This is a genomic window from Pseudomonas sp. JL27(2026) (assembly GCF_056933555.1).
The window spans coordinates 1,526,239-1,551,579 of the sequence record NZ_CM167794.1 but is presented as its reverse complement, the minus strand read 5'-3'; the positions used below and the strand labels follow the sequence as shown (position 1 = coordinate 1,551,579).

Here is a 25,341-nt window from a genome sequence, read left to right as displayed (position 1 = left end):
CCCACAGTTGTTCTGTGTGGTTTCAATAGCCGCGCGTAAAATCCACTTCCCCGCGCAATGCCCCACCCGCCTGATACGCCCGCAGGTTTTCGACAAACAACTGCACCATCATCGACGGTGAAGTCGGTGCCGAGCTGTGGCCGGTCAGCAGCAAGCCCCAGGCGGTCCAGAACGGATGACGTTGCGGCAACGGCTCCTGGCGGCAGACGTCAATGACCGCGCCTGCCAAATGCCCGTCCTTGAGCGCCTGCACCAGATCCGCATCGACCACTGCCACGCCGCGGCCAACATTGATGAACACGCCGGTCGACTTGAACTGCTTGAACAGCGCAGCGTTGTACAAATCGTGCGTTAGCGGCGTATTCGGCAACAGGTTGACCACGTAATCGACCTCGCCCACCAATCGACCCAACTCGCTCAGCGGCGCGACTTCCATGAACGGCGCCTGCTCCCGCGCTTCGCTGGCGATGCCATACAGGTGAACGCCAAACGGCAGCAGAAACTGCGCCACGCTCTGACCGATGTCACCGGCGCCGACGATCAGCACCTTGCGTCCGGCCAGGCTCTGGCCCAGGCGGTTGTCCCACTTGCGCTCGACCTGGCTGACCAGTCGCGCCAGCACTTCGCGCTCGTGGCCGAGCAGGTAAGTCAGCACGTATTCGGCCATCACCTGACCGAAAATACCCACGGCACGGGTCAATCGGTAGTGGCGGGTCAACCCCTCGGCGAGCAGTGGCGTAATGCCCGCCCATGTCGATTGCAGCCATTGTGGCTGGTGGCCCTGACGCAGCAGGGTTGCGAGCAAGTCCGGCTGGCCGAGCCAGACCGGGCAGTCGGCGGCCAGGCTGGCCAGTTCCGCGGAGTCGCCGCTGGTCATGACCTGCAGATCAGGTGCCGCCTGGCGCAGCAGTTGGGCGTAGAGAGCGTGGTCGTGCTCGGCAATCAGAACGCGCATTGTTCAAACCTTCAAAAAACTGTGCAGAAAACCGCCGAAGGAGTGTGACTCCCTCGTTCGCGGCCATTGCCAAAATATTCAAATCCATTGTTTCAACGGTGCTCTGGACAGAGCACCGGCGGGTATCCGTCAGATCGGATCATTACGTCGCAGCAACTCTTCGGGCAAGTGCTCGATGTACTCGTCTTCGGCGGGCGGCATTTGCAGGTGGTAGCCCTGCTTGTCGAGGTTTTCCAGTACGACGGTGATGTCTTCGCGCGAGAGCTTGCGCTCGGGGCTCAGCACCAGGTCGAAAGCGTGATGCGGTTTGCCGAAGGCCAGCAGCAGGTTTTCCGGGACGCGCTCCAGTGCATCGCTTTTGAGCACGTAGAGGTACATCTCGTTTTTCTTCAGGCTTCGGTAGATCGAGCAAATACGTTTCAAGGCTGTTCTCCGGCGGTGGCCAGGCTGTCGAGCAGCGCCTGGCCCATCAACTCGCGGCGCCAGCCACGCAGCGATTCAGGCAATTGGTAGGGACCATTGGGGAAGCCGCTCTTGAGCAGGGCTTCCAGGGTTTTCTTGCGCAGCATCAGTTCCGGGGCGATGTTCAGTCGCTCGGCTTCGGCCTGACCGAGCGCACGCAGGCGCTTGATCAGCCCCGCTGCGTCCACCGGCAACGGTTCCGGCACGGCCGGCGGCCATTGGTCGGGCGACACACTGGCGGCGCGCTTGATCAGGTCGAGCAGAAACTCGCCGTCCTGACGCACGGTACGCGGGTGCATGTCTTCGATTTTTGCCAGTGCGCCGAGGTTGTCCGGCTGGGTACGGGCCAGCGGCCACAAGGAATGCTCGCGCACGATTCGGTTGCGCGGCAGGTCGCGGGCACGGGCCTCATGCTCGCGCCAGGCGCACAGTTCACGCAGCACGGCGAGTTGGGCACGGGACAGTTTCCAGGCCAGTTTGGCCTCGCGGTAGACCTCGTACGGGTCGATTTCGCGGCGCAGGTTGGCCACCAGTTCGGCGCCATCCTCCAGGACCCAGGCGTACTTGTCGTCCGACAGCTTCGGCCGCAGGCGTACGAAGACTTCCGCCAGGTGCAGCGCATCTTCGGCGGCGTAGCTGATCTGGGTGTCGGAGAGCGGGCGTTGCAGCCAGTCCGAGCGGGTTTCGCCCTTCGGCAAGTCGATGCCGAGCACTTCCTGCACCAGACGCGAGTAACCCATGGAGAAACCCAGGTTCAGGTAGGCGGCAGCCAGTTGGGTGTCGAACAACGGCACGGGCAGGCTGCCGGTCAGGCGCAACAACACTTCGAGGTCTTCGCTGCAGGCATGCACGACTTTGACCACGGCCGGGTTTTCCAGCAACGCGGCCAGGGGTTGCCAGTTGTCGATCGTCAAAGGATCAATCAGGTAAGCGCGTACGCCATCGCCAATCTGCAACAGGCCGGCAATCGGGTAAAAGGTGTCGACCCGCATGAATTCGGTGTCGAGGGCGACGAAGGGCAACTGCTGCCATTGGGCGCAAAACTGACCGAGGCTATCGTTGTCGCGAATCCAGTGAATATCGATGGCCACACGGCTCTCCCTTGAAGAATGGCGCGCAGTATATATCGCCCCCGCGATTTTCGAGCGTCCACTGAGCGAGAGCGAGAACGAAAACATCACCAGAATGAAAGAAATAGTAACGGTTGACCGGGTTAGCTGGTTTTTCGCAGCACATAAACCCGTGTCAGGGCAAAGCCGGGCACGAAGTCCCGATGGTTGAGCACCTCGAATCCCGCCTCGCGAAATTCGGCTTCCACCTGGGATCTGCTCGTCGCCTGCGGGGCTTGAGCCCCCACAAACGACAGGTTGTCGGCTTCCAGGCACGGCCCCACCTTGATCGATCGCTCAAGGCGTACCGAGACAATCACCGTGTCACGGCTGACCCGATGAAACTCCTGCAGCATGGCCAGCCGGTGTTCACTGCTGTCGACATGCTGAAACAAACGCATGCAGAAAATGCAGTCCACGGCATTTTCCGAGAGGCCGATGTTGAAGGCCGAACTCTGGAAGGTCTTGACCCGTTTGAGCAACGCCGCCGGGTGGTGGGTCTGGGCGTGGTTGAGCATGTCCTGGGATTGATCGGCCGCCAGGATCACCCGGTTACCGTGCTCGGCCAGTACCGGCCAGAAGCTCCCTGCCCCACAGGCAACGTCCAGCACCAGCCCGGGCTCACCCGCAACCTTGAGGGCATGGCGCATCAGTTGCTCGCCACGCCACTGCGACAACCGCGCCGCCAGGCCACGAGGCCGCGGCTGGAGGCAGACTCTGGCATGCTCCTGGTCGTAGCGCCGGGCGAACTCGAGTTCGACGGCTGAGGGTGGTTGGGCTGACATGGCGGGCGGCTCTTGTTGGAAGTATCTACTGGCGACAGGTTAACGACTGACGCGTGAAAAAAAGGTCGAAAACGGCATCGATTTCACTGAGTGGCCAGCACGCCGTCAGCCGAACTGCCCGGGCACACGGCAAAAAGGTCCTGGCGAACGTTGTACACACTGCTGTTTACTTTCAGCAGCCCCAGCATCGAGTGAAACAGGTTGTCCTGGCTCAGCGGCTTGTTGCGGTTGCGCTGCAAACACTGGGTATCCAGCGAAAACGCCTGTTGATAGCTGTCGGAGAACCAGGCGAACATCGCCACGTGTTTCTGTTGTTCGGGCGCCAGCATGTAGGGCGTCCCGTGCAGGTACAGGTTGTATTCGCCCAGGGACTCACCGTGATCGGACAGGTAGAGCATCGCGGTGTCGACTTTTTCCTGATTGCTGCGCAACAGGTCGATCAGCATCGACAGCACGTGATCGGTGTACAGCAAGGTGTTGTCGTAACCATTGACGATGCTGTCGCGGCTGCAATTGTTCAGCGCATTGCTTTCGCAGACCGGGGTAAAGCGCTCAAAGGCCTTGGGGTAACGCTTGAAGTATTCCGGGCCATGGCTACCCATCTGATGCAGCACCAGCACGGTGTCCTTGTCGAGCGTGTCGATGAAATGCTGCAAACCCTGCAAGAGGATTTCGTCGCGGCACTCGCTGTTGGCACACAGGGCCGGGTCCTTGAGGTTACTTACATCCTCCACGATCACCCGGTCGCACGTGCCTTTGCAGCCCGACTGGTTATCGCGCCAGATCACTTGCAACCCGGCACGCTGGAGCACGTCGAGCAGGCCTTCCTGGTTTTTCGCCTTGCTGGCGTTGTAGTCCTTGCGGTCCATGTTGGAGAACATGCACGGCACCGAAACGGCGGTCTCTGTGCCGCAGGAATGCACGTCGGTGAAGGCGATCAGGCCATTTTCCTGGCTCAGTTGCGGGGTGGTATCACGGTTGTAGCCCAGAATGCCGAAGTTCTGCGCCCGGGCACTTTCGCCGACCACCAGCACCGTCAATGATTTGCGCGTGTGGGCCTGCCAGTTCGGGTTCTTCTTCGCGTCCTCGCCAATTTTGACGAACGGCTGCCGGGCTGAAACCACTTGCTCGCTCACATAGCCGATCGATGCCCCGATGTAATTGCTGGGCACGACCATCAAATGCAATTCATGGTGATTGCGAAATAATGAGGCCAACCCCTGGTAATTGATCAGCGCCACAACGCCAATCGCACTCACCGAGACAATCCCTACCAACAGCTTGCTTAACAGTTCACGGTACCAGCGACGATAAGTAATTGGGGTTTTCCACACTAACCACGATGGCAGCACCCCCAATAAAACAAGATAAACCAGTAACTTCAGCGACAACAAATCACGCACTTCGGTGGTATTGGTTTCGGCGAAGTTGCGAAACATTCCGGCGTCGATCAATACACCGTACTGGCTCATGAAATACGCCACGCCTGCGCTGATCAAAAACAGCAGCATCAACAGCGGTTTGAGCACAGGTCGAAAGGCCAGCAGGGTCAACACAATGTTGAACGCACAGAACACCATCACCCCGAAAGCCACGCGCATGGCAACGCCGGGGGCGTCCGAGGCAGTGATTTCAAAGAGGTGTTGCCACAGAACAGAGTTGAAGCCGATTAATAGGAAGGCGCTGGCAATCAACGTCACCCACTCGGGGCGTACGGCTTTAACGTTCAACATGGGGGATCTGCTTGTTCCTTGAAGTAAGTACCGGCGCAGAAACAATGAAAAATTATTCACCTTCCACGCCGGCACGAACCTTAAGCAGCCAACCATCAATGTTTCGTGAAAAAGAAGCCAACAAAAGATTTAACCCGTACCGCTCATGCGTGCCGCGATCACCCTCACGCCGAATGCAAATACCAGCGCCAGTCCTGCTCGCCCACCTCGCCCATGAACTGACGGTACTCGGCGCGCTTGACCGCCAGGTACACCCCTAGAAATTCAGCGCCGAAGGCCTCTCGCGCCCAGGCTGAACCTTCAAGCGCTCGCAATGTGGTCAGCCAGTCGGTCGGCAGCAACTCCTTGGCTTGGGCATAGCCATTACCTGCCACCGGCGCGCCGGGGTCGCGCTGTTCGCGGATGCCGCGATGAATCCCCGCCAGAATGGCCGCCGCCGCCAGATACGGATTGGCATCTGCGCCGCAAATGCGATGTTCGATGTGCCGCGAAAACGCCGGGCCGCCCGGCACTCTCAGGCTCACCGTGCGGTTGTCGACACCCCAGGTGGCGGCCAGCGGTGCGTAGCTGTTGGTCTGGAAGCGCCGATAGGAGTTGGCGTTGGGACAGAACATCAGCAGCGAGTCGAGCAAGGTGCCGAGCATCCCGCCCACCGCGTGCCTGAGCAACGGCGTGCCGTCCGGTGCTTCACTGGCGAACAGGTTGTTGCCGTCCTTGTCCGCCAGGCTGACGTGCATGTGCAGGCCGGTGCCAGCCAGGTCGTCGAAAGGTTTGGCCATGAAGCAAGCCGCCATCCCGTGCTGGTGGGCCACGCCCTTGACCAGCCGCTTGTAGCGCACCGCTTCGTCCATGGCTTGCAGGGCATCCGTGCGGTGTTCGAGGGTAATTTCCACCTGCCCCGGTGCGTATTCGGAAATCGCCGTGCGCGCCGGAATGCCCTGGAGTTTGCAGGCCGCATAAAGGTCGGCGAGGAAGGGTTCGATCTGCTCCAGTTCACGCAAACCGTAGACCTGCGTAGAGCGTGGCCGGCCACCGTCGGCATCCCGCGCCGGTTGCGGGCGACCGTTGCTGTCGCGCTGCTGGTCGATCAGGTAGAACTCCAGCTCCGCCGCCATCACCGGGTAATAGCCGTCGGCCTTGAGCCCCTCGATCACCCTGCTCAGCAGGTGTCGCGGATCGGCGACCGTGGCCGGCATTCCTTCCTGCGGGTGCATGCTCACCTGCACCGCCGCCGTTGGTATCTTGCGCCACGGCATGCGCTGCAAACTGCCACTGAGGGGGTAGGCGCGACAGTCGATGTCACCGACTTCCCACACCAGGCCCGAGTTTTCCACATCGTCGCCGTTGATGGTCAACCCCAAGATCGTGCTCGGCAGTGGCCGACCGCTTTCATAGACCGCCAGCAGTTCATCGCGATGGAGCAACTTGCCCCGTGGCACACCGTTGTTGTCGAGGATGAACAACTCGAACATCTCGATGTCCGGGTTCAGTTCAAGAAATGTCAGGGCTTGTTGCTTTGAGGCAAAAGAGGTCGTGGCACAACTCATGGGAATGCTCGCATTTCACGTCAGGCAGGCGTGCAGGCGCCGCCGGTCAGGCCCTTGCACGCAAGGCAAGGACCGTTCAGAAAACTCAACGCGAAAGTCAGGCGTCCGGTGGGCGCGCATGGCGACAATGCCACAGCGCCCAGAAGGCCAGTTTAGAAGGGAGTGCAACGACGCAAGGCGCGAATCGACGGCGAGGCTGATGGCATGACGCAGGCGCGCCCGGCAAAGCCTCAGGGGAAGTATCGACTGACCAACCGTCCATAAAGAAAACCGCAGAACACAGGAATCCGCAGCGTCACACGGCCCGTTGCGCCGTTAAATCCACACTTGAAGAACCTTGGTTACACATTGGCTAAACATTCCCCCGCTCAGCCACCAACTCGATGAACGCCTCGCTCGCCGCACTGCGGTAAGCCCCCTTGCGGCTGAGCAACGCCACCCGGCGCTGTAGCAAGCCCGGGTGCACCGCCAGCGGCCGCAGCCCCGGCAACTCGCGGGCAATGGCTTCGGGGAGGATGGTGGCGAGCAACCCACGGCGGACGATTTCAACAATCGCACTGATGGAGTTGGCTTCGATGGCGATGCGTGGTGCGATGTTGTGCTGACGGCAATACTGGTCGATGTGCCGGCGGGTCGCAAAATCACCGCTGAGCAACACCAGCGACTGTTGCCCCAGGGTCTCGGCGCTCAGGGACTGGCGGTCAAGAAACCCCGGATGGTTCTGGCTCACCACCAGGCTCAGGGTTTCGCTAAACAATGGCTGGCTGTCGATGTCACTCAGGTGGCTGCCGGTAAACGCGATGCCGATGTCCAGCAGGTCCTCGGCGAGCGCCGATTCGATACGGTCCTGGGTCATCTCCTCGACGCTCACGCTGACGCCCGGATACAGACTGTTGAAACGCGCCAGCAACGGGCCGATCAGGTACGCGGTGAACGTCGGCGTCATGGCCAGCCGCAGCGAACCGCGCGTCAGGTCCTGCACGTCATGCATCGCTCGCTTGGCGGCCTCCAGGTCCTGCAACGCCAACCGCGCAAAACGCACGTACGCCTCGCCGGCATCGGTCAAGCGCACCGTGCGCCCGGAACGGTCGAACAGCGGCGCGCCCAGCACATCTTCAAGCTGCTTGATCTGCTGTGACAGCGTCGGTTGCGAAACATGCAGGGCCTCGGCGGCCCGGGTGAAGTTTCGGTGCTCGGCAACCGCGAGCAGGTAACGAATATGACGTAGCAGCATGACGGCTCAACTATAGGTGTGACTTATGAAAATCATAATAAGCCGGTCTTGGACGCTATAGCTGAAAACTTTCATCCTTGCCCCATCAACGACGCAAGGAGAACACGCCATGCAAGACATCATCGACGGCTTCCTGAAGTTTCAACGCGATGCGTTCCCGGAACGCAGCGAATTGTTCAAGCAACTCGCCACCACCCAAAGCCCCGGCACATTGTTCGTCACCTGTTCCGACAGCCGCGTAGTCCCGGAGTTGCTGACCCAGCAAGAACCCGGCGACATGTTCGTCATCCGCAACGCCGGCAACATCGTGCCGTCCTACGGCCCGGAACCCGGTGGGGTGTCAGCCACGGTCGAGTACGCCGTTGCCGTGCTCGGCGTCAGCGACATCGTGATCTGCGGTCACTCCGACTGCGGTGCCATGACCGCCATCTCCACCTGCAAATGCCTGGACCACCTGCCAGCCGTCGCCAACTGGCTGCGCCATGCCGAGTCGGCCAAGGTAGTCAACGCTGCCCGCACTCACGCCTCACCCGAAGATCGCCTGGACTCGCTGGTCCGCGAAAACGTCGTCGCCCAATTGGCTAACCTCAAGACTCATCCTTCAGTGGCGCTGGCCCTGGAACAGGGGCGCCTGAACCTGCACGGCTGGGTCTACGACATCGAAAGCGGTTCGATCGTCGCCCTCGACGGCGATACCCAACGCTTTGTCTCGCTGGCCGAACACCCGACAACCTGTGCGCTGACCCGCAAACAGCCGCACGCCGCCTGAAACCCATTGCCTACGTAACGAAAGAGGAAATCACCATGCTGCAATCTCAATTCGCTCAAGCCCCACGCCTGGCCCTCGCCGACACCATCATCGACCTCAAGGCCCGCAAAAATCTGTCGTGGCAGGACCTCACCGACGGCACCGGCCTGAGCCTGGCGTTCGTCACCGCCGCCCTGCTCGGCCAGCACCCGCTGCCCGTGGAAGCCGCCGACGTGGTCTGCGCCAAACTCGACCTTGACCAGGACGCCAGCCGCCTGCTGCAAAGCGTGCCCCTGCGCGGCAGCATCCAGGGCGGCATCCCGACCGACCCGACCGTGTACCGTTTCTATGAAATGTTGCAGGTCTACGGTTCGACCTTGAAAGCGCTGGTCCACGAACAGTTTGGCGACGGCATCATCAGCGCCATCAACTTCAAACTGGACATCAAGAAAGTCGAAGACCCGGACGGTGGTTCCCGTGCGGTGATCACCCTGGATGGCAAGTACCTGCCGACCAAGCCGTTCTGATTGAACGACTGAAGGTTCTGCGAACCTGATCGCGGGCAAGCTTCGCGCATGGAGCGAGGCTTGCCCGCGATTGTTTTCAGCCATACCTGGATGGCAGACCATGACCAGCCCCGGTATTTAATTTTTAAATACCACCCCTCCACTTTCTGATTTGCCGCTTCACGCTGCGCACCGCCTAATCACGCCTTGTCCCACAAGGTCCGGTTATGGAAAACGTTCGCGCAACAACCCGCCCCGCTACCTGGCTCATGCTCGGTGTCATTCTCGTCGCCCTGAACCTGCGCCCCTCAATGGCCGCTGTCGGTCCGTTGCTGTCGGCCATTCGCGGGGACATCCCCCTCAGTTTCAGCCTGGCATCGTTGCTGACCATGCTGCCCGTCATGGCCATGGGCTTGGCAATGTTCTTCGGCATGGCCGTCAGCCAACGCCTGGGTGAACACCGCACGGTGGTGGTGTCGCTGCTGATCATTGGCCTGGCCAGCGTGTCGCGCCTGTTCCTCGACTCGGTGGTCGGGCTGATCCTCAGCGCGATGCTCGCGGGGGTCGGGATCGCCCTGATTCAGGCGTTGATGCCCGCGCTGATCAAGTCCCGGTTCAGCAACAACGTCTCGCTGTTCATGGGGGTGTATGTCACCTCGATCATGGGCGGCGCTGCGATTGCCGCCTCCTTCGCCCCGCTGGTGATGAGCCGCACCGGCAGTTGGCGCCTGGGCCTGGCGATCTGGGCGGTTTTGGCAGTACTGGCCCTGGCGATCTGGTATGCCCAGCGCTCGGCGATGCCCACCCTGGTGGCTAGCCCGGCGCGTAAAACATCGTTCGTCGGTAACCGCCGCGCCTGGTTGCTGGCGATTTTTTTCGGGTTGGGCACGGCGTCCTACACCTGCGTGCTGGCGTGGCTGGCGCCGTACTACGTCGAGAAGGGATGGAGCGAACAGAACGCCGGCCTGTTGTTGGGTTTTCTGACCGCCATGGAAGTCATTTCCGGCCTGGTCACACCGGCCATCGCTAACCGCAGTCGTGACAGACGCCAGGTGCTGGTGGTGTTGCTGGCGCTGATCATCGTCGGTTTCTGCGGCCTGATTCTCAGCCCGCAGCATCTGAGCCTGCTGTGGCCCTGCCTGTTGGGCCTGGGTATCGGCGGGCTGTTTCCGATGAGCCTGATTGTCTCGCTCGATCACCTGGACAACCCGCAGCGCGCCGGGCACCTCACCGCGTTCGTGCAAGGCATCGGTTACCTGATCGCCGGTCTCTCACCGCTGATCGCCGGGATGATCCGCGATCAACTGGGCAGCTTCGAATGGGCCTGGTGGTCGCTGACCGGGGTCATGGCCGTAATGATCCTGATCGTGCTGCACTTCGATCCACGGCACTACGCCAGGCACATTCAATGAGCGAGCACACACGATGAAACACACAGGTTTGGCCACCGCCCACGGTGGCATGCTGCTCTGGGCACTGTTGATCGCCGCGTCGTTCTTCGCCGCTGCACAAGTCAGCCAGGCCATCGACCCGATCCTGCTGACCGGCCTGCGGCTGTTATTTTCGGCGCTGGTGTTCCTGCCGATGCTGCTGCTCAAAGGCACCACGCCAATGACTGCCCGAGGCCTGTTCGGCCACGCGTTGCTGGGGCTGTTGCTGGCGGTGTACTTCGGCTCGCTGTTTGAGGCACTGCGTTACACCTCGGCGGTCAACACCGGGACGCTGTTCACGTTGGTGCCGCTGATGACCTTGCTGTTCGAAGCGTTCCTGATCCCCGAAAGCCGCTCGAAAAGTCGTCTGTTGCCAATGCTGGTGGCCGCGGCCGGCGCGCTGCTGTTGATCCTCAAGGGCGGTGGCCACGGTGAATGGCCGTCGCTCTACGCGGTGGCCGTGTACGGGAGCGGATGCCTGTCGATGGCGCTCTACTCGCCCCTGAGCCAGCGGCTCAAACAACACAGCCTCAAGGGACGGGGCCCGGTGGCGATGACGTTCTGGAACATGCTGTTCGGCGCGCTGTTTCTGTTCGGGTCTTGCCTGTTCAGCGGCGGCTGGCGCACGGGCGCCCTGCTGTCGATAACCGACGCGCTGTGGCTGATCTACCTGGCGCTGTTTGCGACCCTGGCCACGTTCTGGTTGCTGCATCGGGCAATTGGTGTGATAGCGCCGTCCACGGTAATTTCCTACATCTACCTGAGCACGTTGTTCGTGACGCTGTTCCATTGGTTCATGCTGCGTCAGTCACCACAGCCCCAGGAAATCGCCGGCGCGCTGCTGGTGGGCCTCGGGATGGTGGCGCTGGTGGTCGCGAGTCGACGTTCGCACAGCGTGCTCGCCAAGGCCTGAAAGCCAAAGGTCGTGTTCGTTACAGTTTCTGTCCCACAGCTGTCCGTGAAAGGTCCTACGGGCCATTCTCCTGGAACCATCGTTCCGTTAGCATCGTTCGCACACGTTTGCGCACAACCTGCGCAAGGAGTCACCGGGACGGAACGGATGCTGAACAGTAACTTGCTTAGAAAGCTCGACATGCAGGACTTAATGGTGTTTATCGCCGTGTATCAGCAAAGTAGCGTTACCGGCGTGTCGGAAGCGCTCTTTGTCAGCCAGTCCACCGTGAGTTACTGCCTGAAGAAACTGCGCACCAGTTTCGAGGACGATCTGTTCATCAATACCCGCACGGGTATGCGTCCCACGCACAAGGCCTGCACCATGTACGCCCATGTGCTGAAGATTCTGGAAAGCATCAACCTGTGCCACGCCGGCCCCGCCACGTTCGACCCGACCCGACAGGCCGTGACGTTCAACATTTGTGCGCCGGAGTATTTCGAGCACCTGATCCTGCCGCGGCTGTTGAAGAATTTCGACTTCGCCGACTTGCCGGTGATCGTCAACATGCACAAACTCGAAACCGACATCCCGGCCGATGAACTGCGCGATGGCAGCCTCGACCTGGTGATTTGCTTCGGGCCGAACTTTCATCGCAGCCACCCCGACTTCAAATCACAGGTATTGGTCGAGGACGACCTGGTGTGTGTCTTTGATAAACGCGCAACGCCGCTTGAACCGCGCTTCAGCCTGCAAGCCTTTGTCGAGCGGCGCCATGTGTTCCCGACGCCATGGACTTCCACCACCAACATGGTCGATGGCTGGCTCGCACGCCAGGCGTACAAACGGCAGATCGTCGCGCGCGCCAACAGCTACAGCGCGGCCCTGAAGATGATCACCGGCACCGATTTCATCCTCACTTTGCCGCGGCGCATCCAGAAGCTGCTGGCCAAAGACACGATTTTCAACCATTGCGAAGCCCCCAATGGCTTGCCTGGCTTCACCCTCAACATGCAGTGGAGCCAGAACAGCGACCCGGACAGCGCTAACACCTGGCTACGCGATCAGGTGCTCAAGGCCTGCGCCGAACAGGGCTTGAGCTGATCCGGTGGGGATTACTGGCCGAGGAAGCTCTTGCTGTAAGACGCTCGATCGATGTCCTGAATTTCCACGCACAATTGCAACTCAACGCCAGCCGGCCACTCGCACAACGCCTGCACGACCGCCAGCAAGCTGTCTGACAATTGCTTTTTGACCTCTGGCGAACGCCCGCTCAGCAACGCCAGTTTCACGTGCACAAAACCTCGTTCCCCAAGCCCGGTGCCCACCCGAAAACGGGCGACCTGCACCGCTCGGCTCTTGATTTCGTACTCCGCAGAAAATTGCCCCGAGGCCACCAGCGCCTGGTTGAGGCGCAGCAATGCCACGTCTGGATTGAGCGTCGGCAGGTTGTCGGTGTATTCCATGTGCAGATGAGGCATTGCAAAGCTCCTGGGTGGATGTACGAAAAGTTGTAGCCATAACACAGAAAAATAGCGTTCAGCCTGGCACTGTTCAGTGCCCCGCCAAGGTGACCTTCTCACGCAGCGCGAGGGTTTCCCACGCGGCCACCAGTATCAGAATCGAGGTGGTCAGCGCGCCGAGCAGCAGCGCCGAAAACAGCTGGTTGAGCGCAAACGGCAGCAGCACCAGCAGCAAGACCAGCCCCACCAGATGGGACAGCGGCGGCAGGATGCGGTCGGCCATCACAAACTTGAACAGCGCATTGCCGAGCAGAAACAGCCAGGGGCCAGCGATGATGGCGATGATCCCGGCGTCTGTGGCGTGGTCCGGGTGCACCAGCACCAGCTCATCGGCCACGGCGCTGACAATGACCCCGGCCACGATCAGTACGTGCAAGTAGGTGTAGGCAATACGCGCCTGACGCCCAGGGTCGTCCGAATGGGCGATGCGGTGATGCGCGCGCTCGGCACCGGTGTCGAAATACACCCACCACATCGCCACGCTACCGAGTACGGCGATCAGGAATGCACTGAGCGACTGCCCGTTCAGCGTCAGCTCGGCGAAGGTCGCGCCGGTCACCAGCAACGACTCCCCGAGGGCGATGATGACGAACAGGCCGCAACGCTCGGCCATGTGATTGCCTTCGACGTTCCAGTCCTTCAGCGTCGAACGCCCCAGGCCCGGTACCCAGAAGTACAGCGAGGGTGAAATCAGCTCGATCAGCAACGCCACGGCCCAGCAGGCCAGGCGGCGATCACCTTCCAGCAGCGCGCCAGCGATCCAGAACACCCCGGACAGCAGCATCCAGGCGAGGATGCGCTGGAAGTTGCGGGTCATGTTCAGTGGTTCGCCACGCACCGCCCAGATCGCGAACAACGTGCGCCCCACTTGCATGAACACGAATGCACCGGCAAACAACAGCCCCTTGTCGGTAAACGCCTTGGGGATCGATGACGACAGCAGCAACCCTGCCACCATCAGCCCGAACAGGCCCAGGCGGATCGGCAGCTTTTCCGGGTCGAGCCAGTTGGTGACCCAGGACGTGAAGATCCACACCCACCACACCGCCACCATCATCAATGCCACCTGCACCGCACCGTTGATCGACAACTGCGCGAGCAAGGAGTGGGAGAGCTGAGTCACCGCGAACACGAACACCAGATCGAAAAACAACTCGACCATGCCGACCTTGCCACTGTCGTGGCTGCCGCGCCCACGCAACAAAGAACGGGAACTGCTCATGGAAAAGGTCTCCGGACCATGGCTGAGAGAGAACGCTGACAGCAAAACAGCCCCACCCCGAACGATCAAGCGCCCGGTGCGAGCAACGCCGATTCGCCGCGTTCACTCATGAACGCTTCGAGCCGCGAACGCAGCCAGCGCTCGGCCGGGTCGTTATCCACGTGGCTCAACCAGACCATGGACAGGTCCAGGGTCGGCGTCTTGAAGGGGAACGGCTCGGTAAACAACAACCCGGACGCCGCCATGGCCATGGCGGTGTAGTCCGGCAGGCTGGCGATCAGGTCGGTGCCAGCAAGCAATGCCGGCAAGGCACTGTATTGCGGCACGGACAACACCACCTGGCGCTTGCGTCCGATCTCGGCCAACCACTCATCGGCGAACCCGCTGACGTTGGCCGTGTGCGACACCAGCACGTGGGGCCGCGCGCAGTATTCGTCCAGGGTCAGCGGGGTGTCCGAGGCGTCGGCGCGCAACACGCTGGGCTGGATATGCCGCAGCAACTTGCGCTTGGCATTGGCCGGTAGGCCACGGGTCTGGCTGATGCCCACGGTGATGTCGCCGGAGGCCAACAGGTCGGGGATGCGCCAGTAATCGACATGCTGGACCACGAACACCACCTGCGGCGCTTCCTGGCGCAAGGCCCGCAAGAGCGGCGGCAACAGGCCGAATTCGACGTCGTCCGACAGGCCGATGCGAAAAGTCATGGTGCTGCTGGCCGGGTCGAAATCGTGGGTCCGGCTCAGCGCCGCCGACAGCGAGTCCAGCGCGGGCGACAAGTGCTGAATGATTTCCTCGGCCCGCGCCGTCGGTTCCATCCGGTGGCCGACGCGAATGAACAACGGGTCGTTGAACATCGTGCGCAAGCGGTTGAGCGCCGAGCTGATGGTCGGCTGGCCGAGAAACAACTTCTCGGCGACCCGGGTCACGTTGCGCTCCAGCATCAGCGTTTCGAACACGACCATCAGGTTGATGTCGGTCTTGCGCAGTTCATTGCGATTCATCAGCTGCCCTCGTCCACGTCTGCGGGCAGTGTAGAAAGGCCTGCCGGTTGACGTCTACAACCGGGAGCATTGGCATTACTGCACAGTCAGGGCCTTGAGCCCCAGCCCCAATCGCCGATCATCGCCGCCCATGCCCAATGCCTTGGGGCTGATCGCATTCGGCAACTGCAAACGGATGCGCATCATGCCCTCAGCGGCGATGGCTTGTTGCAACGCCGGTGTGAGGGAGATTTCGATGGGATTACCATCGGCCTTGATCAGGCGGGTCGACAATGCCTGCACGTTATTGATGGTGACGATCAGGTCCTGGGCCGGGTGGTTGGGCTGTACGAAGACAATCGCATCAAGGGTCAGGGAATGCACCGGGGCGGACACCCGCAGGGCGATCTCGGCCTCGGTCTGGTTGCTCCAGGTGCCCCATGCTTCCGGCACGGACCAGCCGCTGACCAACTGGGTGCTCACCTGATTAAACAGCTGCCGCTCACCGGGCGTGACCGGTGCGAGCAACGCCAGCGGGTTGTCCACGCCCTGCACTGCCAGGCAGTCGGTACACTGTTTCCAGCCTGGCGCCAGGACGATGAAGCCGTCGATTTTGGCGAGCAGGTCAGTGCGGGTATTGATGTGCTGGCCGCCCTGCTGCAATGCCCGGGTATCAAGAATGTACAAGGAGTCGGCTGCGTACTGACCGGAGTCCAGCGCTTGCGTGGCCGTGCGGCGTGCCTGTTTCAGTGCCTTGTTACCCATGCGCCCCAGATAGGCCGCGTCGCTCGGCAGACCGTGCAGGCTGGCGTAGGTCGCTATCGCGCTCCAGCCGGCGGGCTGGTTCTGCGGCGGTAGCGAACGGACCTTCTGGTAATGCGCCGCCGCACTCGCCCAGAACGGATCGCGCATCGGCGTCGCCCAGGCCGATGCGGGTTCCATCATCCGGCTATGGCGCAAGCCGAGCCAGCCGCCACGGGTGTCCAGTACCTGCGCCACCAACGCCACGGCCAACAGGCACACAGCGGCACGCGGCGAGTTGCCCCGCACCACCAGAAAAAATATCGCGAAGAGAATCACGTAGAACACCGGCCAGAACATCCGCCCCGAAGCGCGGAACACATTGGCCGCCGAGATCACCACCGAGGGCAGCGGATAGTGGAACTCGAACAGACCAAAACCGATCTGGTTCGACATTGCGAAAAGCGTCAGCCCCGCCAGCGCCAGCAGCAACATCGGTCGACGGCGCACCGCGGCGACAAAACCACTGCGCCCCTGCAACAGGATCACCAGCGCACCGATGGCGAGGAAGATCGCGCCCAATCCCAGGAAGTTGAGGCCTTCGTAGTCATCCGGCGCACCGGGAATATCCTGCAACACGTATGACCAGCCATTGGAATCGACCAATGCCGACAGGTTCATCCGGTATGCGCCAAAGCCACCGGAGATGGTCCCGGCGCCGACACTGAAGTACCCCGCCTGCCAACAGCACAGGCCGACCAGCCCAAACAACAGGAGGCCTTCGGTCACGGCCGTGCGGCGTGTCAGTTTGCCTTGCAGGTATTTGCCGAACAGGTCGGCCAGCCAGATCAACGCGACCATCGCCAGCAGGTAGGCATGCACCAGTGCAGTCACTGCCAACAGCAAGCCCCACACCCGTCGACGCCGTTGCAGTTGCGGGTGTAAAGCCAGGTACAGCGCGGCCAGAATCAGGAAGTGCCCGGCCAGGGAAAGGTGCGCGCCCATGCGCAGCATCATCGGCGGGGAAAACAGAAACAGCCCAATGCCCAGCATGCGCAGCACGATGCTGTCGGTCACCAGCCCCAGCAATTTCCAGGCAAACCAGGCTTGCAGGACAAAACAGGCCAACAGCCAAAACCCGAAATACTGGAACGGCTGAGGCAGCCATGCCGCAAACGGTTTGAACAACAATGCCAGCAACGGATTGGAGTCCGAGAAGATGATCGCGTTGCCCAGCTCCATTCCATAGGACGGGTTCAAGCCAAGGGGAAAGGTCCACGGCGACTGCCGGAAGAATGCCCACCCCAGGTAGTGGGTGGCCGGATCGCCGTTTTCCAGCCAGGCAATGTTTTGCGGGTCCAGGCCCCTGGGGCCGATCACCATGAAGAAGGCCAGTACGCCCATCAGCAAAGGGATCAAGGCAATCGCCCGTTGCTTGCCTGATTCTGTCATCGGTACGTCCGTCAGTTATGCAGTACAACGATCACGCCGGGCGCGTTTGACGGCCCGGCACCACGCGCTCACCGGGCACATCAATGCACGGTCAACGCCCTCAGCCCCATGGCCATCTGACGATCATCCACACTCATGCCCAACTCCTGCGGGCTGGCCGCATCGGCGAATTGCAAACGCATGCGCACATACCCCTGACGCGCGATGGCGGCTTGCGCCTGCGGCGTCAGGACGATCTCGAGGGTGCTAACGTCCGTCTCGGTGAGGCGGGTCGACAGCACCGGCACATCATTGAGGCTGATGACCACGCGCTGTTGCGGGTGCATCGCCCCCACCAGCGCCGAGGCCTCCAGCACCAGCGAGTGCACGACGGCAGACGGCCGGAAAATGATTTGCGCCTCACGCCCCAACGACCAGGTGCCCCACGGTTCATTGCCCGACCAGCCACTGGCCAGCGTGACCGTCGCCGGGCTACCGAGTTCGAACGACTGCCGCTCACCGTGCTTGAACTCGGTAATCAGTTGCAGCGGGTCGACGGCGCTCGCGACCGCCGGGCAATCGGCGCACTGCTTCCAGCCCGGCGCCAGCACATTCAACCCGTCGATCTTGGCCAGTACATGGGCCGAGCGATCAAGGCTGGCCGCCACTTGCGGCACCAGCCGTTCCTCCAGCACATACAGGGTATTGGCGTCGTAGGCGCCGGTCGTGATCGTGCGCAGTGCGTCACTTTGCGCGGCCACCATGGCCTGATTGTCGACCCGCCCCAGGTACACCGCGTTCGTCGCCAGGCCATGGGTGCCGGCGTAGTCCGCCAGCGTCAGCCAATGGGCCGAATAGTTCTGTGGCGAGAGCCAGCGAACGTTCTGATACCGCAACGCCGCTTGCTGCCAGAACGGATCTTTCAAGGGGGTTTTCCACTTTGACTCAGGCGAGGCCATCAGCAACTTGCGCGTCAGGTCCCAGCCCACGCGGGAATCGCCGACCTGAATCACCAACGCCAGCGCCAGCAGATAAATTGCCGTGCGTGGGCGGTGACCGCGAACCACCACGTACAACACGACGAAGGTCGCCATGTACATCATCGGCCAGATCATGCGCCCCGACGCCCGGAACACGTTCGCCAGGGCCAGTGCCCACTCGGGCAGCGGATAGGTGAATTCGTAGGGCCCCACACCGACCTTGTTGGACAGCGAAAACGCCATCAACCCCACCAGTACCAGCAACAGCATCGGGCGCTTGCGCATCGCGCCCAGCACCTGACGGTTGCCTTGCAGCAGCACAACCAGGGCGCAAATGGCCAGGAACATCACCCCCAGCCCCAGGAAGGCAAAACCGTCACCGTCGCCGACCACTCCAGGGATGTCCTGCAACACGCAAGACCAGGTGTTCACGTCGATAAAGGACAGCAGGTTGGCCCGGTACAACCCGAAACCAAACGACATGACCCCGGCACCGACACTGAAGTAACCCGCCTGCCAGCAGCACACGCCGACCAGCAGCACCAGCAGCAACCATTCGACGCCCGCCGTGATCGGCGTCAGCTTGCGCTGAAGGGTCCGGCCCAGCAGATCGCCCATCCAGATCAGCGCCGCCATCGCCAACAGGTAGGCATGAATCAACGCGGCGCTGGTCAGCAACAGGCCCCAGTAAAGTCGTCGCCGGTCAGTGCCGGGCCGCAACGCCAGGTACAACGCCGCCAGAATCAGGAAGTGCCCGGCCAACGCCAGGTGCATGCCCATTCGTACAATCATGGCTGGTGAAAACAGGAAGAACCCGACGCCCAGCAGGCGCAGTGCGACGTTGCGGGTGAGCAGGCCCATCAACTTCCAGGCAAACCAGGCTTGCAGTACAAAACACGTCAGCAGCCACAGGCCGAAGTACTGGAATGGCTCGGGCAGCCACGCAGAAAATGGTTTGAACAGCAGCGCGAACAAGGGATTGGAATCGGAAAACACAATCGCGTTACCCAACTCCAATCCGTAGGCCGGGTTCAAGCCCAGGGGAAACGACCAGGGGGCGTGCCGAAAAAACACCCAGCCCAGGTAATGGGTCGCCGGGTCGCCGTTATCCAGCCAGGCGATGTTCATCGGGTTCAGCGCCCGGGGGCCGACCACGATGAAAAATGCCAGGACACCCATCAACAGAGGCAACAGTGTGACCGCCAGACGCTTGCCTGTTTGGTTCATCGATACGTCCAGAAGTTATGCAGTACGAAGGTGAATACCGGGAGAGTCAGCGCCACAGCGACAATGCCCAGCCGATAGTCGAGCCCGGCGACCTGAGCTATCCAGGCCACCAGCATCGCCAGGAAAAACCCCACGACCGACACCGTGACAAACCGCGCCAGCGTCCGCCCGTGCAAGCGGCTGGAAAAGCTCCAAGTGGTATTCACCACGTAGGACACCACGGTGGCGATGATGAACGCGACGCCATTGGCCAGCGGTGGCAATGCCAGCACGTGTTCAATGAACAGCACGGCAACCAGCGCATGGAGTGCGGTGACGGCGATCCCGGTCAGCCCGAAACGCAAGGCGCGCCGGATCAGCACCGAACGCTCGGAGGCGGCTGGCGGGTTCATGCCTGGCGGCTCACGCGTTTTGCCCGATAGCGCGCAAGCGTCACCGTTTTTCCGCCAGGCAGAACACCGTCAGGCCCGCCACGCGATTGGCCCGCATAAAGGGCCGCTCAAGCGTGCACAGCGCGTTAAGCAACGAATTGACCAACGGGTGATGACGCTTGAGTTGCGAGCGCGGGGGCGACGGTTGCGCGCCTTTGGGCAACAGCCGCAGCCCCGCCGCCAGCGGGAACACCAGGCCAAAGTAGTAAGCGCCCTGGCGTACGTGCAAACCAGCATCGCGCACCACCGATTCAAGGTGCTTGAGGGTGTAGCGGCGTTTGTGTTCGAGAAAGTCGTCGTGCCCGCTCCACAGGAACTGGAACGCCGGCACGGTGATCAGGAAACGGCTGCCCACCGGGACTTTGTCGACGTAGGTTTTCAGCAGCCCGACATCGTCGTCGACATGCTCGAGCACGTCCATCAACAGCACCAGGTCGGCACCCACCGAGTCAATCGAGCGGCGATAGTGCACCGGTTTTCCGGCAGTGGTGGCGTCGGAGTCGGCGTCGTAGCTGATGTCCACGCACCAGGCCTGAGACGCGCTGGAATGGGTCAGCAGGTGATGGGAGAAAAACCCCGAACCGGCGCCGACGTCCAGCAAGGTCGTGGCAACATAACCATCCAGCATGCGAGTCATGGCGGCGGCTTTGGAACGGTAGTACCAGTGTTGCGCGATACCGTCGCCCAGAATATCGGTTTCCTTGAGATCCATGCTTCAGTCCTTGGCGTTGTAGACCCGGCGTACCAGAAAAACCGGCCGACGCTTCGATTCGATGTAGGTCCTGCCCAGGTATTCGCCCAGCACGCCGATCCCGATCAATTGCAGGCCCCCCAGGAAGGTCACCGCCACCATCAATGAGGCGTAACCCGGCACGTCGATTCCGTGGATGATTGCCCGGATGATGATGAAGGTGGCAAATGCAAACGATATCAGCGAGACGAACGCCCCGAGGTACGTCCAGATGCGCAAGGGCTCGGTGCTGAAACTGGTGATGCCCTCAAGGGCGAAGTTCCACAACCGCCAGCCGTTGAACTTGGTCTCTCCCGCCACCCGGGCAGGGCGAACGTAATCGACGTAGGCCGTGCGAAAGCCGACCCAGGCGAACAGGCCTTTCATGAAACGCCGAGATTCTGGCAGGGCGTCCAGCGCATCGACCACACACCGGTCCATCAGCCGGAAGTCGCCGACGTTTTCCGGCAACCGCTGTTCGGCAATTTTATTGTGCAGGCGATAGAACCAATTGGCCGAGACTTGCTTGGCCCAAGAGTCCGAATCACGATTGACCCGCCGCCCGAGCACCACTTCGTAGCCTTCGCGCCAGCGCTCGATCATCTGGAGAATGACCTCCGGCGGGTCTTGAAGGTCGACATCAATCGGCACCACCACCTGCCCCGTGGCCGCTTGCAGGCCAGCGGTCAATGCCGCTTCCTTGCCGAAGTTGCGGCTCAGGTCGACGATCCGCACGCGTGGGTCGGTCTTCTGTCGCTCAAGCAACTGTGCCAGCGTGCTATCGGAACTGCCGTCGTTCACAAACACGATGTCGAGCACAATCTGCGGCTCATTGGCGAAGACCGCAGAAATCCGGGCCAGGAACAGATCAACAGTGGCGGCTTCATTGAACACAGGGACAACCAGCGATAACCGCAGGATGTCTGTCGGATCCATTCCATGCTGATAAGTCAATTGATTGCTCTTTTTTATTGAGTTTTGACAATCTGCTTGCTCTACCGCCCGCGTCCTGCAACCCGCAAGGAAGACTATCCTCGCCAAAAAACGGTGACCGTAACGATCGGGCGGTTCGTATTAAGCAGCAGTCAACCAGGCGATGCAAGGGCAAACAAGGCGCTGATTCAGCAGGTTTCCAGGCTTTTTCGACGTAGGTCCCGCCACCTTCCTGGCAGGTGAAAAACGCGCTTAACCGACCGTTGGAACACCCTGCGGCGTATGACGTAATACTTGCTAACCATTGGAAACATAAGATTTATAGCCAATTTTTTCCGTGCCGCTAACCTGCGCGGGCAGGTCATGGAACCTGTCGCAATTGAGCCATCGCATGGAGCGAACCGTATGTATTTTGAAATCTACCGACAAACCCGAGGCACCCTGGTCACCGGAAAAGGCCAATGGCGCTGGCGCTTGAGAGCCGGCAACCACGAAACCATCGCCAGCGGTGAGTCCTACATCAACAAGGCCGATTGCCTGCATGCAATCGGGCTGATCAAAAGCACCGACGCGCAGACGCTCATCAAAGAGATCTAGGCGCACGCAGAACGAAGCGGCTCACCTGCGCGTGAGTCGTTCCAGCCATGACCCTCGTACAACCGGCAAACAACGTCCCAGTCCGGTAACTTTTCCTACCTGTCTCGCCCCATCCTGACTCGACCTCTTATATGATTCGCCCTCTGGAAAATCACATGGAAGATGCAGGATGCCGTTCAAACACTGGAAGTCACTGGGTTTAGCCTTACTGACGTTCACATCTCCCCTCCTCACCCACGCAGAATCACGCCCTGCTCACCCGACGGTGATCATTGGCATGGACACCAACGCCAGCTATGTCGCAAAAGGGCCGTCGATTCAGGGTGTACCTTCGGCAGAGCTGCGCCGGGCCGCGTTGTTGCAACTCTCCAACCCGCATGCCTGCGGGAGCGACGAGGTCTACCTCACCCCAGAATCAGTGGGTGTTCCCAATGAGTCGTTTGGCCGACTCCTGGATGAAGTCCAGCAACTGATCGACGATGAAACCCCGCTGCTGCTGACGCTGTCCGCCTGCGACGGCAAGCGTGCCTTCTTCGAAAAAGTCAGGGCCTGTACGCCAGAAGAATGCGCCGAACTGACGGCCACCCTGGTCGACGGCAAGCAGTACCTCGACGAGCAGTACCAGGCGATCGGCAGAAGCCAGGCGTCGTATTTCATCCCGATGCCCATGCCTTACGACAAAAAGCTGAAGGCCTGGCACGCCAAGGTCTTCTACGTTGAATCGAAAACCTTGCGCCGGGACTACTTTGTCGACGCCAAGGATTTCGTTTCCGGCAAGCCTGTCTACGGGTCAAAAACCTACTACCCGAACGGAAAACTCGGCCAGAGCTTTCAGAACGACGCCCACGGCAAACGTCAGGGCGAAGTGGTCACCTACTCCGAAACCGGCATCGTCACCCAGCGTGCGACCTACCTGAACGATGAACTCGAAGGCCTGCAAACCACCTACCACGACAACGGCAAAGTCGAAGAAGCCTACACACTTCACGACGGTAAACGGGTGGACGGTGAGTCCCTTACCTACGACGAAGACGGCAAGCTCGCCGAGCGCACCCCGTACCGTAATGGCGTGATCGACGGCCCCTACACGGCGTACTACCCGAGCGGGAAACTGCGGCACAGCAGCACATTCGTTGCAGGTGATGCTCAGGGACCGGCGATCACCTACTTTGAGGACGGTTCCGTCCAGACCGAGCGCCAAAACGTCAACGGCCATCCGGATGGCTGGTTGATCACCTATTACGCTGGCAAAAAAGTCGCAGAGAAAGAGTTCTACGAGCATGAAAAGCAACGCAGTCTCGCTCGCTGGAACGAACAAGGCGTCCAGACCCTGCAATCCCAATGGGACGAACAACGCCGCGAGCAAGGCGACTTCAAGCAGTGGTATGGCAACGGCCAGATCAAGGAGCACACGGCCTACAAGGATGGAAAAATCGTCGGTGAGGCAAGCAGCTGGTACGAAAACGGCCAGCTCAAAGAGCAGAAGATCTACAAGGATGGGCAGCGCCAGGGTGAATCTCGCGACTGGTATGAAAGCGGCCAGTTGAACGCATCTGCCCACTACGTCAACGACCAGCGGGACGGCAAGACCCAGTACTGGGACATGGAAGGCAAGCTGTCGAGCGAATGCACCTACAAGGCAGGCGAGCGGATTGGCGACTGCATTCAGTTTTAAACAATTTTTTGGATCGCCCGCCTGCGAAATACCGCATTCGGGCGCTCACCGACAGGGAAGCAGCACGATGTATTTGAAACACTGGAAGATGTACCTGGCCATCACCGCCTCCGGGCTGGCCGTATTGCCGGGCACGGCGGCGGCCAGCACCACGCTGAACGCCTATTTCACTGAAGTCGGCAGCAAAGTGACGAACCTGCCTGAAGTGGCACCGGTCCCGTTGATCCTGATGACCCTCTCCACGCCCAATGCCTGTGGCAACAATCAGGCCTACCTGACGCCAGAGGCTATCGAAGTCCCGGTTGAAGCGTTTTCAGAAGTGCCGGAAAAACTCCAGCAAACCATCGATGAGCGAAGAACCTTCGTCTTGACGCTGTCGGACTGCAACGGGCACCCGCCCGTGATCACCCACGTGGAACTGTGCACGCCGCAAGCGTGCCCTGAGTTCCTCGCCCAACCGGTGGACGGAAAACTCTACCTGAGCGAAAACTACCTGCCGGTCGACGCCGACGAGGGCGAAAACGTCCTGCATGTACCGATGCCCTACGACAAAGCCCACAAGGCCTGGAAGGTCAAGATCTACAACCTGCGCAGCGGTAAATTGCGCCTGGAAGGCTATGTCGACAACGAAGACTATGGCAAAGGCAAACTGGTCTATCCGTACAAAGTCCTGCGCAACAACGGCAAGGTCGGCTACAGCAGCGAGCTCGACGCCGACGGCCTGACCGATGGCAAAAGCATCGACTACCACGAGAACGGCAAGGTCCAGAAAACCCTGGTCTACCGCAAAGGCAAGATGGTCGACGGCGAATACGCTTCCTACGACGAAAACGGCAAAGTCACCGAACGCGTCAGCTACCGTAACGGCGTGATGGACGGGCCTTACCGTATGTACTATCCGAGCGGAAAACTGCAGCACAGCAGCACGTTCGTTGCCGGTAAAGCCGAGGGCGCATCGACCTCGTACTTCGAGAACGGTGCGGTACAGACCGAACGCCATAACGTGAACAACAGCGCGGATGGCTGGGTAATCACTTACTACGCCAACGGGAAAGTTGAAGCGAAAACCTTGTTCGAAAAAGAGACTCAGCGCAGCGACTTGCTCTGGAACGAACAAGGCGTACAAGTCAGCCAGTCGCAGTGGGACGAACAACACCGCGAACAAGGCGAGTTCAAGCTGTGGCACGACAACGGCCAGCTCAAGGACCTCCGGGTCTACAAGGACGGCAAACTTCAGGGCACCGCACGCTCCTGGTTTGAAAACGGCCAGATGCAGTCTTCAACCGACTACGTCGACGGCCGCGAACAAGGCTGGATGCGCTTCTGGAAAGAAGATGGCAGCCTGAGCAGCGAATGCCAGTATCAGGCCGGTATCCAGCAAGGAAAATGCACGTAAGACCCGGCTGATTCACCCCCGGGACACGACGCCACATGTCGTTTCCCGGGGCGCAGGTCCCCCCGCCCTTGAGC

At 60.8% G+C, this 25,341-nt stretch carries 23 protein-coding genes; 8 read left to right on the top strand and 15 right to left on the bottom strand.

Features of this window, described 5'->3' with window-relative positions; genetic code table 11:
• Nucleotides 1-22: 22 nt before the first annotated feature.
• The 7 genes from AC1Z1G_RS07085 to cynR form a co-directional block, all read right to left on the bottom strand.
• Nucleotides 23-955: a D-2-hydroxyacid dehydrogenase gene (locus AC1Z1G_RS07085; protein ID WP_483625990.1), complete on the bottom strand. Its 933-nt coding sequence runs from the start codon at nucleotides 953-955 to the stop codon at nucleotides 23-25.
• Nucleotides 956-1,084: 129 nt separating this feature from the next.
• A complete protein-coding gene (locus AC1Z1G_RS07080; protein ID WP_347904616.1) occupies nucleotides 1,085-1,378 on the bottom strand; it encodes a YcgL domain-containing protein in 294 nt (97 codons plus the stop codon).
• Complete coding sequence (gene rnd / locus AC1Z1G_RS07075; protein WP_483625989.1) at nucleotides 1,375-2,508, bottom strand: ribonuclease D; 1,134 nt, start codon at nucleotides 2,506-2,508, stop codon at nucleotides 1,375-1,377. Before rnd ends, AC1Z1G_RS07080 begins: the two co-directional genes overlap by 4 nt.
• 122 nt (nucleotides 2,509-2,630) lie before the next feature.
• The gene (locus AC1Z1G_RS07070) at nucleotides 2,631-3,311 is read right to left on the bottom strand and encodes a class I SAM-dependent methyltransferase (protein WP_483625988.1); all 681 of its coding nucleotides are present in this window, start codon (nucleotides 3,309-3,311) and stop codon (nucleotides 2,631-2,633) included.
• Nucleotides 3,312-3,394: 83 nt separating this feature from the next.
• Nucleotides 3,395-5,044 (bottom strand): phosphoethanolamine transferase, encoded by a 1,650-nt coding sequence (locus tag AC1Z1G_RS07065; protein ID WP_483625987.1) that lies wholly within the window; start codon nucleotides 5,042-5,044, stop codon nucleotides 3,395-3,397.
• 164 nt (nucleotides 5,045-5,208) lie between these two features.
• Nucleotides 5,209-6,516 (bottom strand): glutamine synthetase family protein, encoded by a 1,308-nt coding sequence (locus tag AC1Z1G_RS07060; RefSeq protein WP_483627772.1) that lies wholly within the window; start codon nucleotides 6,514-6,516, stop codon nucleotides 5,209-5,211.
• Nucleotides 6,517-6,943: 427 nt separating this feature from the next.
• Nucleotides 6,944-7,825 carry a transcriptional regulator CynR gene (gene cynR, locus AC1Z1G_RS07055; RefSeq protein ID WP_483625986.1) on the bottom strand — a complete coding sequence of 294 codons (882 nt, stop codon included), beginning with the start codon at nucleotides 7,823-7,825 and terminating at the stop codon, nucleotides 6,944-6,946.
• A gap of 109 nt (nucleotides 7,826-7,934) precedes the next feature.
• Between cynR and AC1Z1G_RS07050 the strand changes: the two genes are divergently transcribed.
• The 5 genes from AC1Z1G_RS07050 to AC1Z1G_RS07030 all read left to right on the top strand — a co-directional run bounded on the left by AC1Z1G_RS07050 (nucleotide 7,935) and on the right by AC1Z1G_RS07030 (nucleotide 12,505).
• Complete coding sequence (locus tag AC1Z1G_RS07050; RefSeq protein ID WP_483625984.1) at nucleotides 7,935-8,594, top strand: carbonic anhydrase; 660 nt, start codon at nucleotides 7,935-7,937, stop codon at nucleotides 8,592-8,594.
• 35 nt (nucleotides 8,595-8,629) lie between these two features.
• Nucleotides 8,630-9,100, top strand: a complete 471-nt coding sequence (cynS, locus tag AC1Z1G_RS07045) for a cyanase (protein WP_347904609.1) — start codon at nucleotides 8,630-8,632, stop codon at nucleotides 9,098-9,100.
• A gap of 206 nt (nucleotides 9,101-9,306) precedes the next feature.
• Complete coding sequence (locus tag AC1Z1G_RS07040; protein ID WP_483625982.1) at nucleotides 9,307-10,491, top strand: cyanate transporter; 1,185 nt, start codon at nucleotides 9,307-9,309, stop codon at nucleotides 10,489-10,491.
• 13 nt (nucleotides 10,492-10,504) lie between these two features.
• On the top strand, nucleotides 10,505-11,422 hold the full coding sequence (locus AC1Z1G_RS07035) for a DMT family transporter (protein ID WP_483625980.1): 918 nt from the start codon (nucleotides 10,505-10,507) through the stop codon (nucleotides 11,420-11,422).
• Between the two features lie 147 nt (nucleotides 11,423-11,569).
• Nucleotides 11,570-12,505, top strand: coding sequence for a LysR family transcriptional regulator (locus AC1Z1G_RS07030; RefSeq protein ID WP_347904607.1), 936 nt, complete (start codon nucleotides 11,570-11,572; stop codon nucleotides 12,503-12,505).
• Nucleotides 12,506-12,516: 11 nt separating this feature from the next.
• On the opposite strand, the gene AC1Z1G_RS07025 is transcribed toward AC1Z1G_RS07030, so the two are convergent.
• The 8 genes from AC1Z1G_RS07025 to AC1Z1G_RS06990 form a co-directional block, all read right to left on the bottom strand.
• Entirely contained in the window at nucleotides 12,517-12,882 is a 366-nt protein-coding gene (locus AC1Z1G_RS07025; protein WP_483625978.1) for a 5-carboxymethyl-2-hydroxymuconate Delta-isomerase, read from the bottom strand.
• A gap of 73 nt (nucleotides 12,883-12,955) precedes the next feature.
• Nucleotides 12,956-14,146, bottom strand: a complete 1,191-nt coding sequence (locus AC1Z1G_RS07020) for a low temperature requirement protein A (protein WP_483625977.1) — start codon at nucleotides 14,144-14,146, stop codon at nucleotides 12,956-12,958.
• Nucleotides 14,147-14,211: 65 nt separating this feature from the next.
• Nucleotides 14,212-15,147 (bottom strand): LysR substrate-binding domain-containing protein, encoded by a 936-nt coding sequence (locus AC1Z1G_RS07015; RefSeq protein ID WP_483625975.1) that lies wholly within the window; start codon nucleotides 15,145-15,147, stop codon nucleotides 14,212-14,214.
• 75 nt (nucleotides 15,148-15,222) lie between these two features.
• On the bottom strand, nucleotides 15,223-17,319 hold the full coding sequence (locus tag AC1Z1G_RS07010; RefSeq protein WP_483625973.1) for a DUF6311 domain-containing protein: 2,097 nt from the start codon (nucleotides 17,317-17,319) through the stop codon (nucleotides 15,223-15,225).
• A gap of 80 nt (nucleotides 17,320-17,399) precedes the next feature.
• Nucleotides 17,400-19,505 (bottom strand): DUF6311 domain-containing protein, encoded by a 2,106-nt coding sequence (locus AC1Z1G_RS07005; RefSeq protein WP_483625971.1) that lies wholly within the window; start codon nucleotides 19,503-19,505, stop codon nucleotides 17,400-17,402.
• Entirely contained in the window at nucleotides 19,502-19,897 is a 396-nt protein-coding gene (locus AC1Z1G_RS07000; RefSeq protein ID WP_483625969.1) for a GtrA family protein, read from the bottom strand. Before AC1Z1G_RS07000 ends, AC1Z1G_RS07005 begins: the two co-directional genes overlap by 4 nt.
• 40 nt (nucleotides 19,898-19,937) lie before the next feature.
• The gene (locus tag AC1Z1G_RS06995) at nucleotides 19,938-20,648 is read right to left on the bottom strand and encodes a class I SAM-dependent methyltransferase (protein ID WP_483625967.1); all 711 of its coding nucleotides are present in this window, start codon (nucleotides 20,646-20,648) and stop codon (nucleotides 19,938-19,940) included.
• Between the two features lie 3 nt (nucleotides 20,649-20,651).
• Nucleotides 20,652-21,602, bottom strand: coding sequence for a glycosyltransferase family 2 protein (locus tag AC1Z1G_RS06990; protein ID WP_483625965.1), 951 nt, complete (start codon nucleotides 21,600-21,602; stop codon nucleotides 20,652-20,654).
• 402 nt (nucleotides 21,603-22,004) lie between these two features.
• On the opposite strand from AC1Z1G_RS06990, the gene AC1Z1G_RS06985 reads away from it, so the two are divergent.
• The 3 genes from AC1Z1G_RS06985 (at nucleotide 22,005) to AC1Z1G_RS06975 (ending at nucleotide 25,267) form a co-directional block, all read left to right on the top strand.
• Nucleotides 22,005-22,196 (top strand): YegP family protein, encoded by a 192-nt coding sequence (locus AC1Z1G_RS06985; protein ID WP_483625963.1) that lies wholly within the window; start codon nucleotides 22,005-22,007, stop codon nucleotides 22,194-22,196.
• Nucleotides 22,197-22,473: 277 nt separating this feature from the next.
• Nucleotides 22,474-23,871, top strand: coding sequence for a toxin-antitoxin system YwqK family antitoxin (locus AC1Z1G_RS06980; RefSeq protein ID WP_483625961.1), 1,398 nt, complete (start codon nucleotides 22,474-22,476; stop codon nucleotides 23,869-23,871).
• Nucleotides 23,872-23,938: 67 nt separating this feature from the next.
• Nucleotides 23,939-25,267, top strand: a complete 1,329-nt coding sequence (locus tag AC1Z1G_RS06975; RefSeq protein WP_483625959.1) for a toxin-antitoxin system YwqK family antitoxin — start codon at nucleotides 23,939-23,941, stop codon at nucleotides 25,265-25,267.
• The last annotated feature ends 74 nt before the right edge of the window (nucleotides 25,268-25,341 follow it).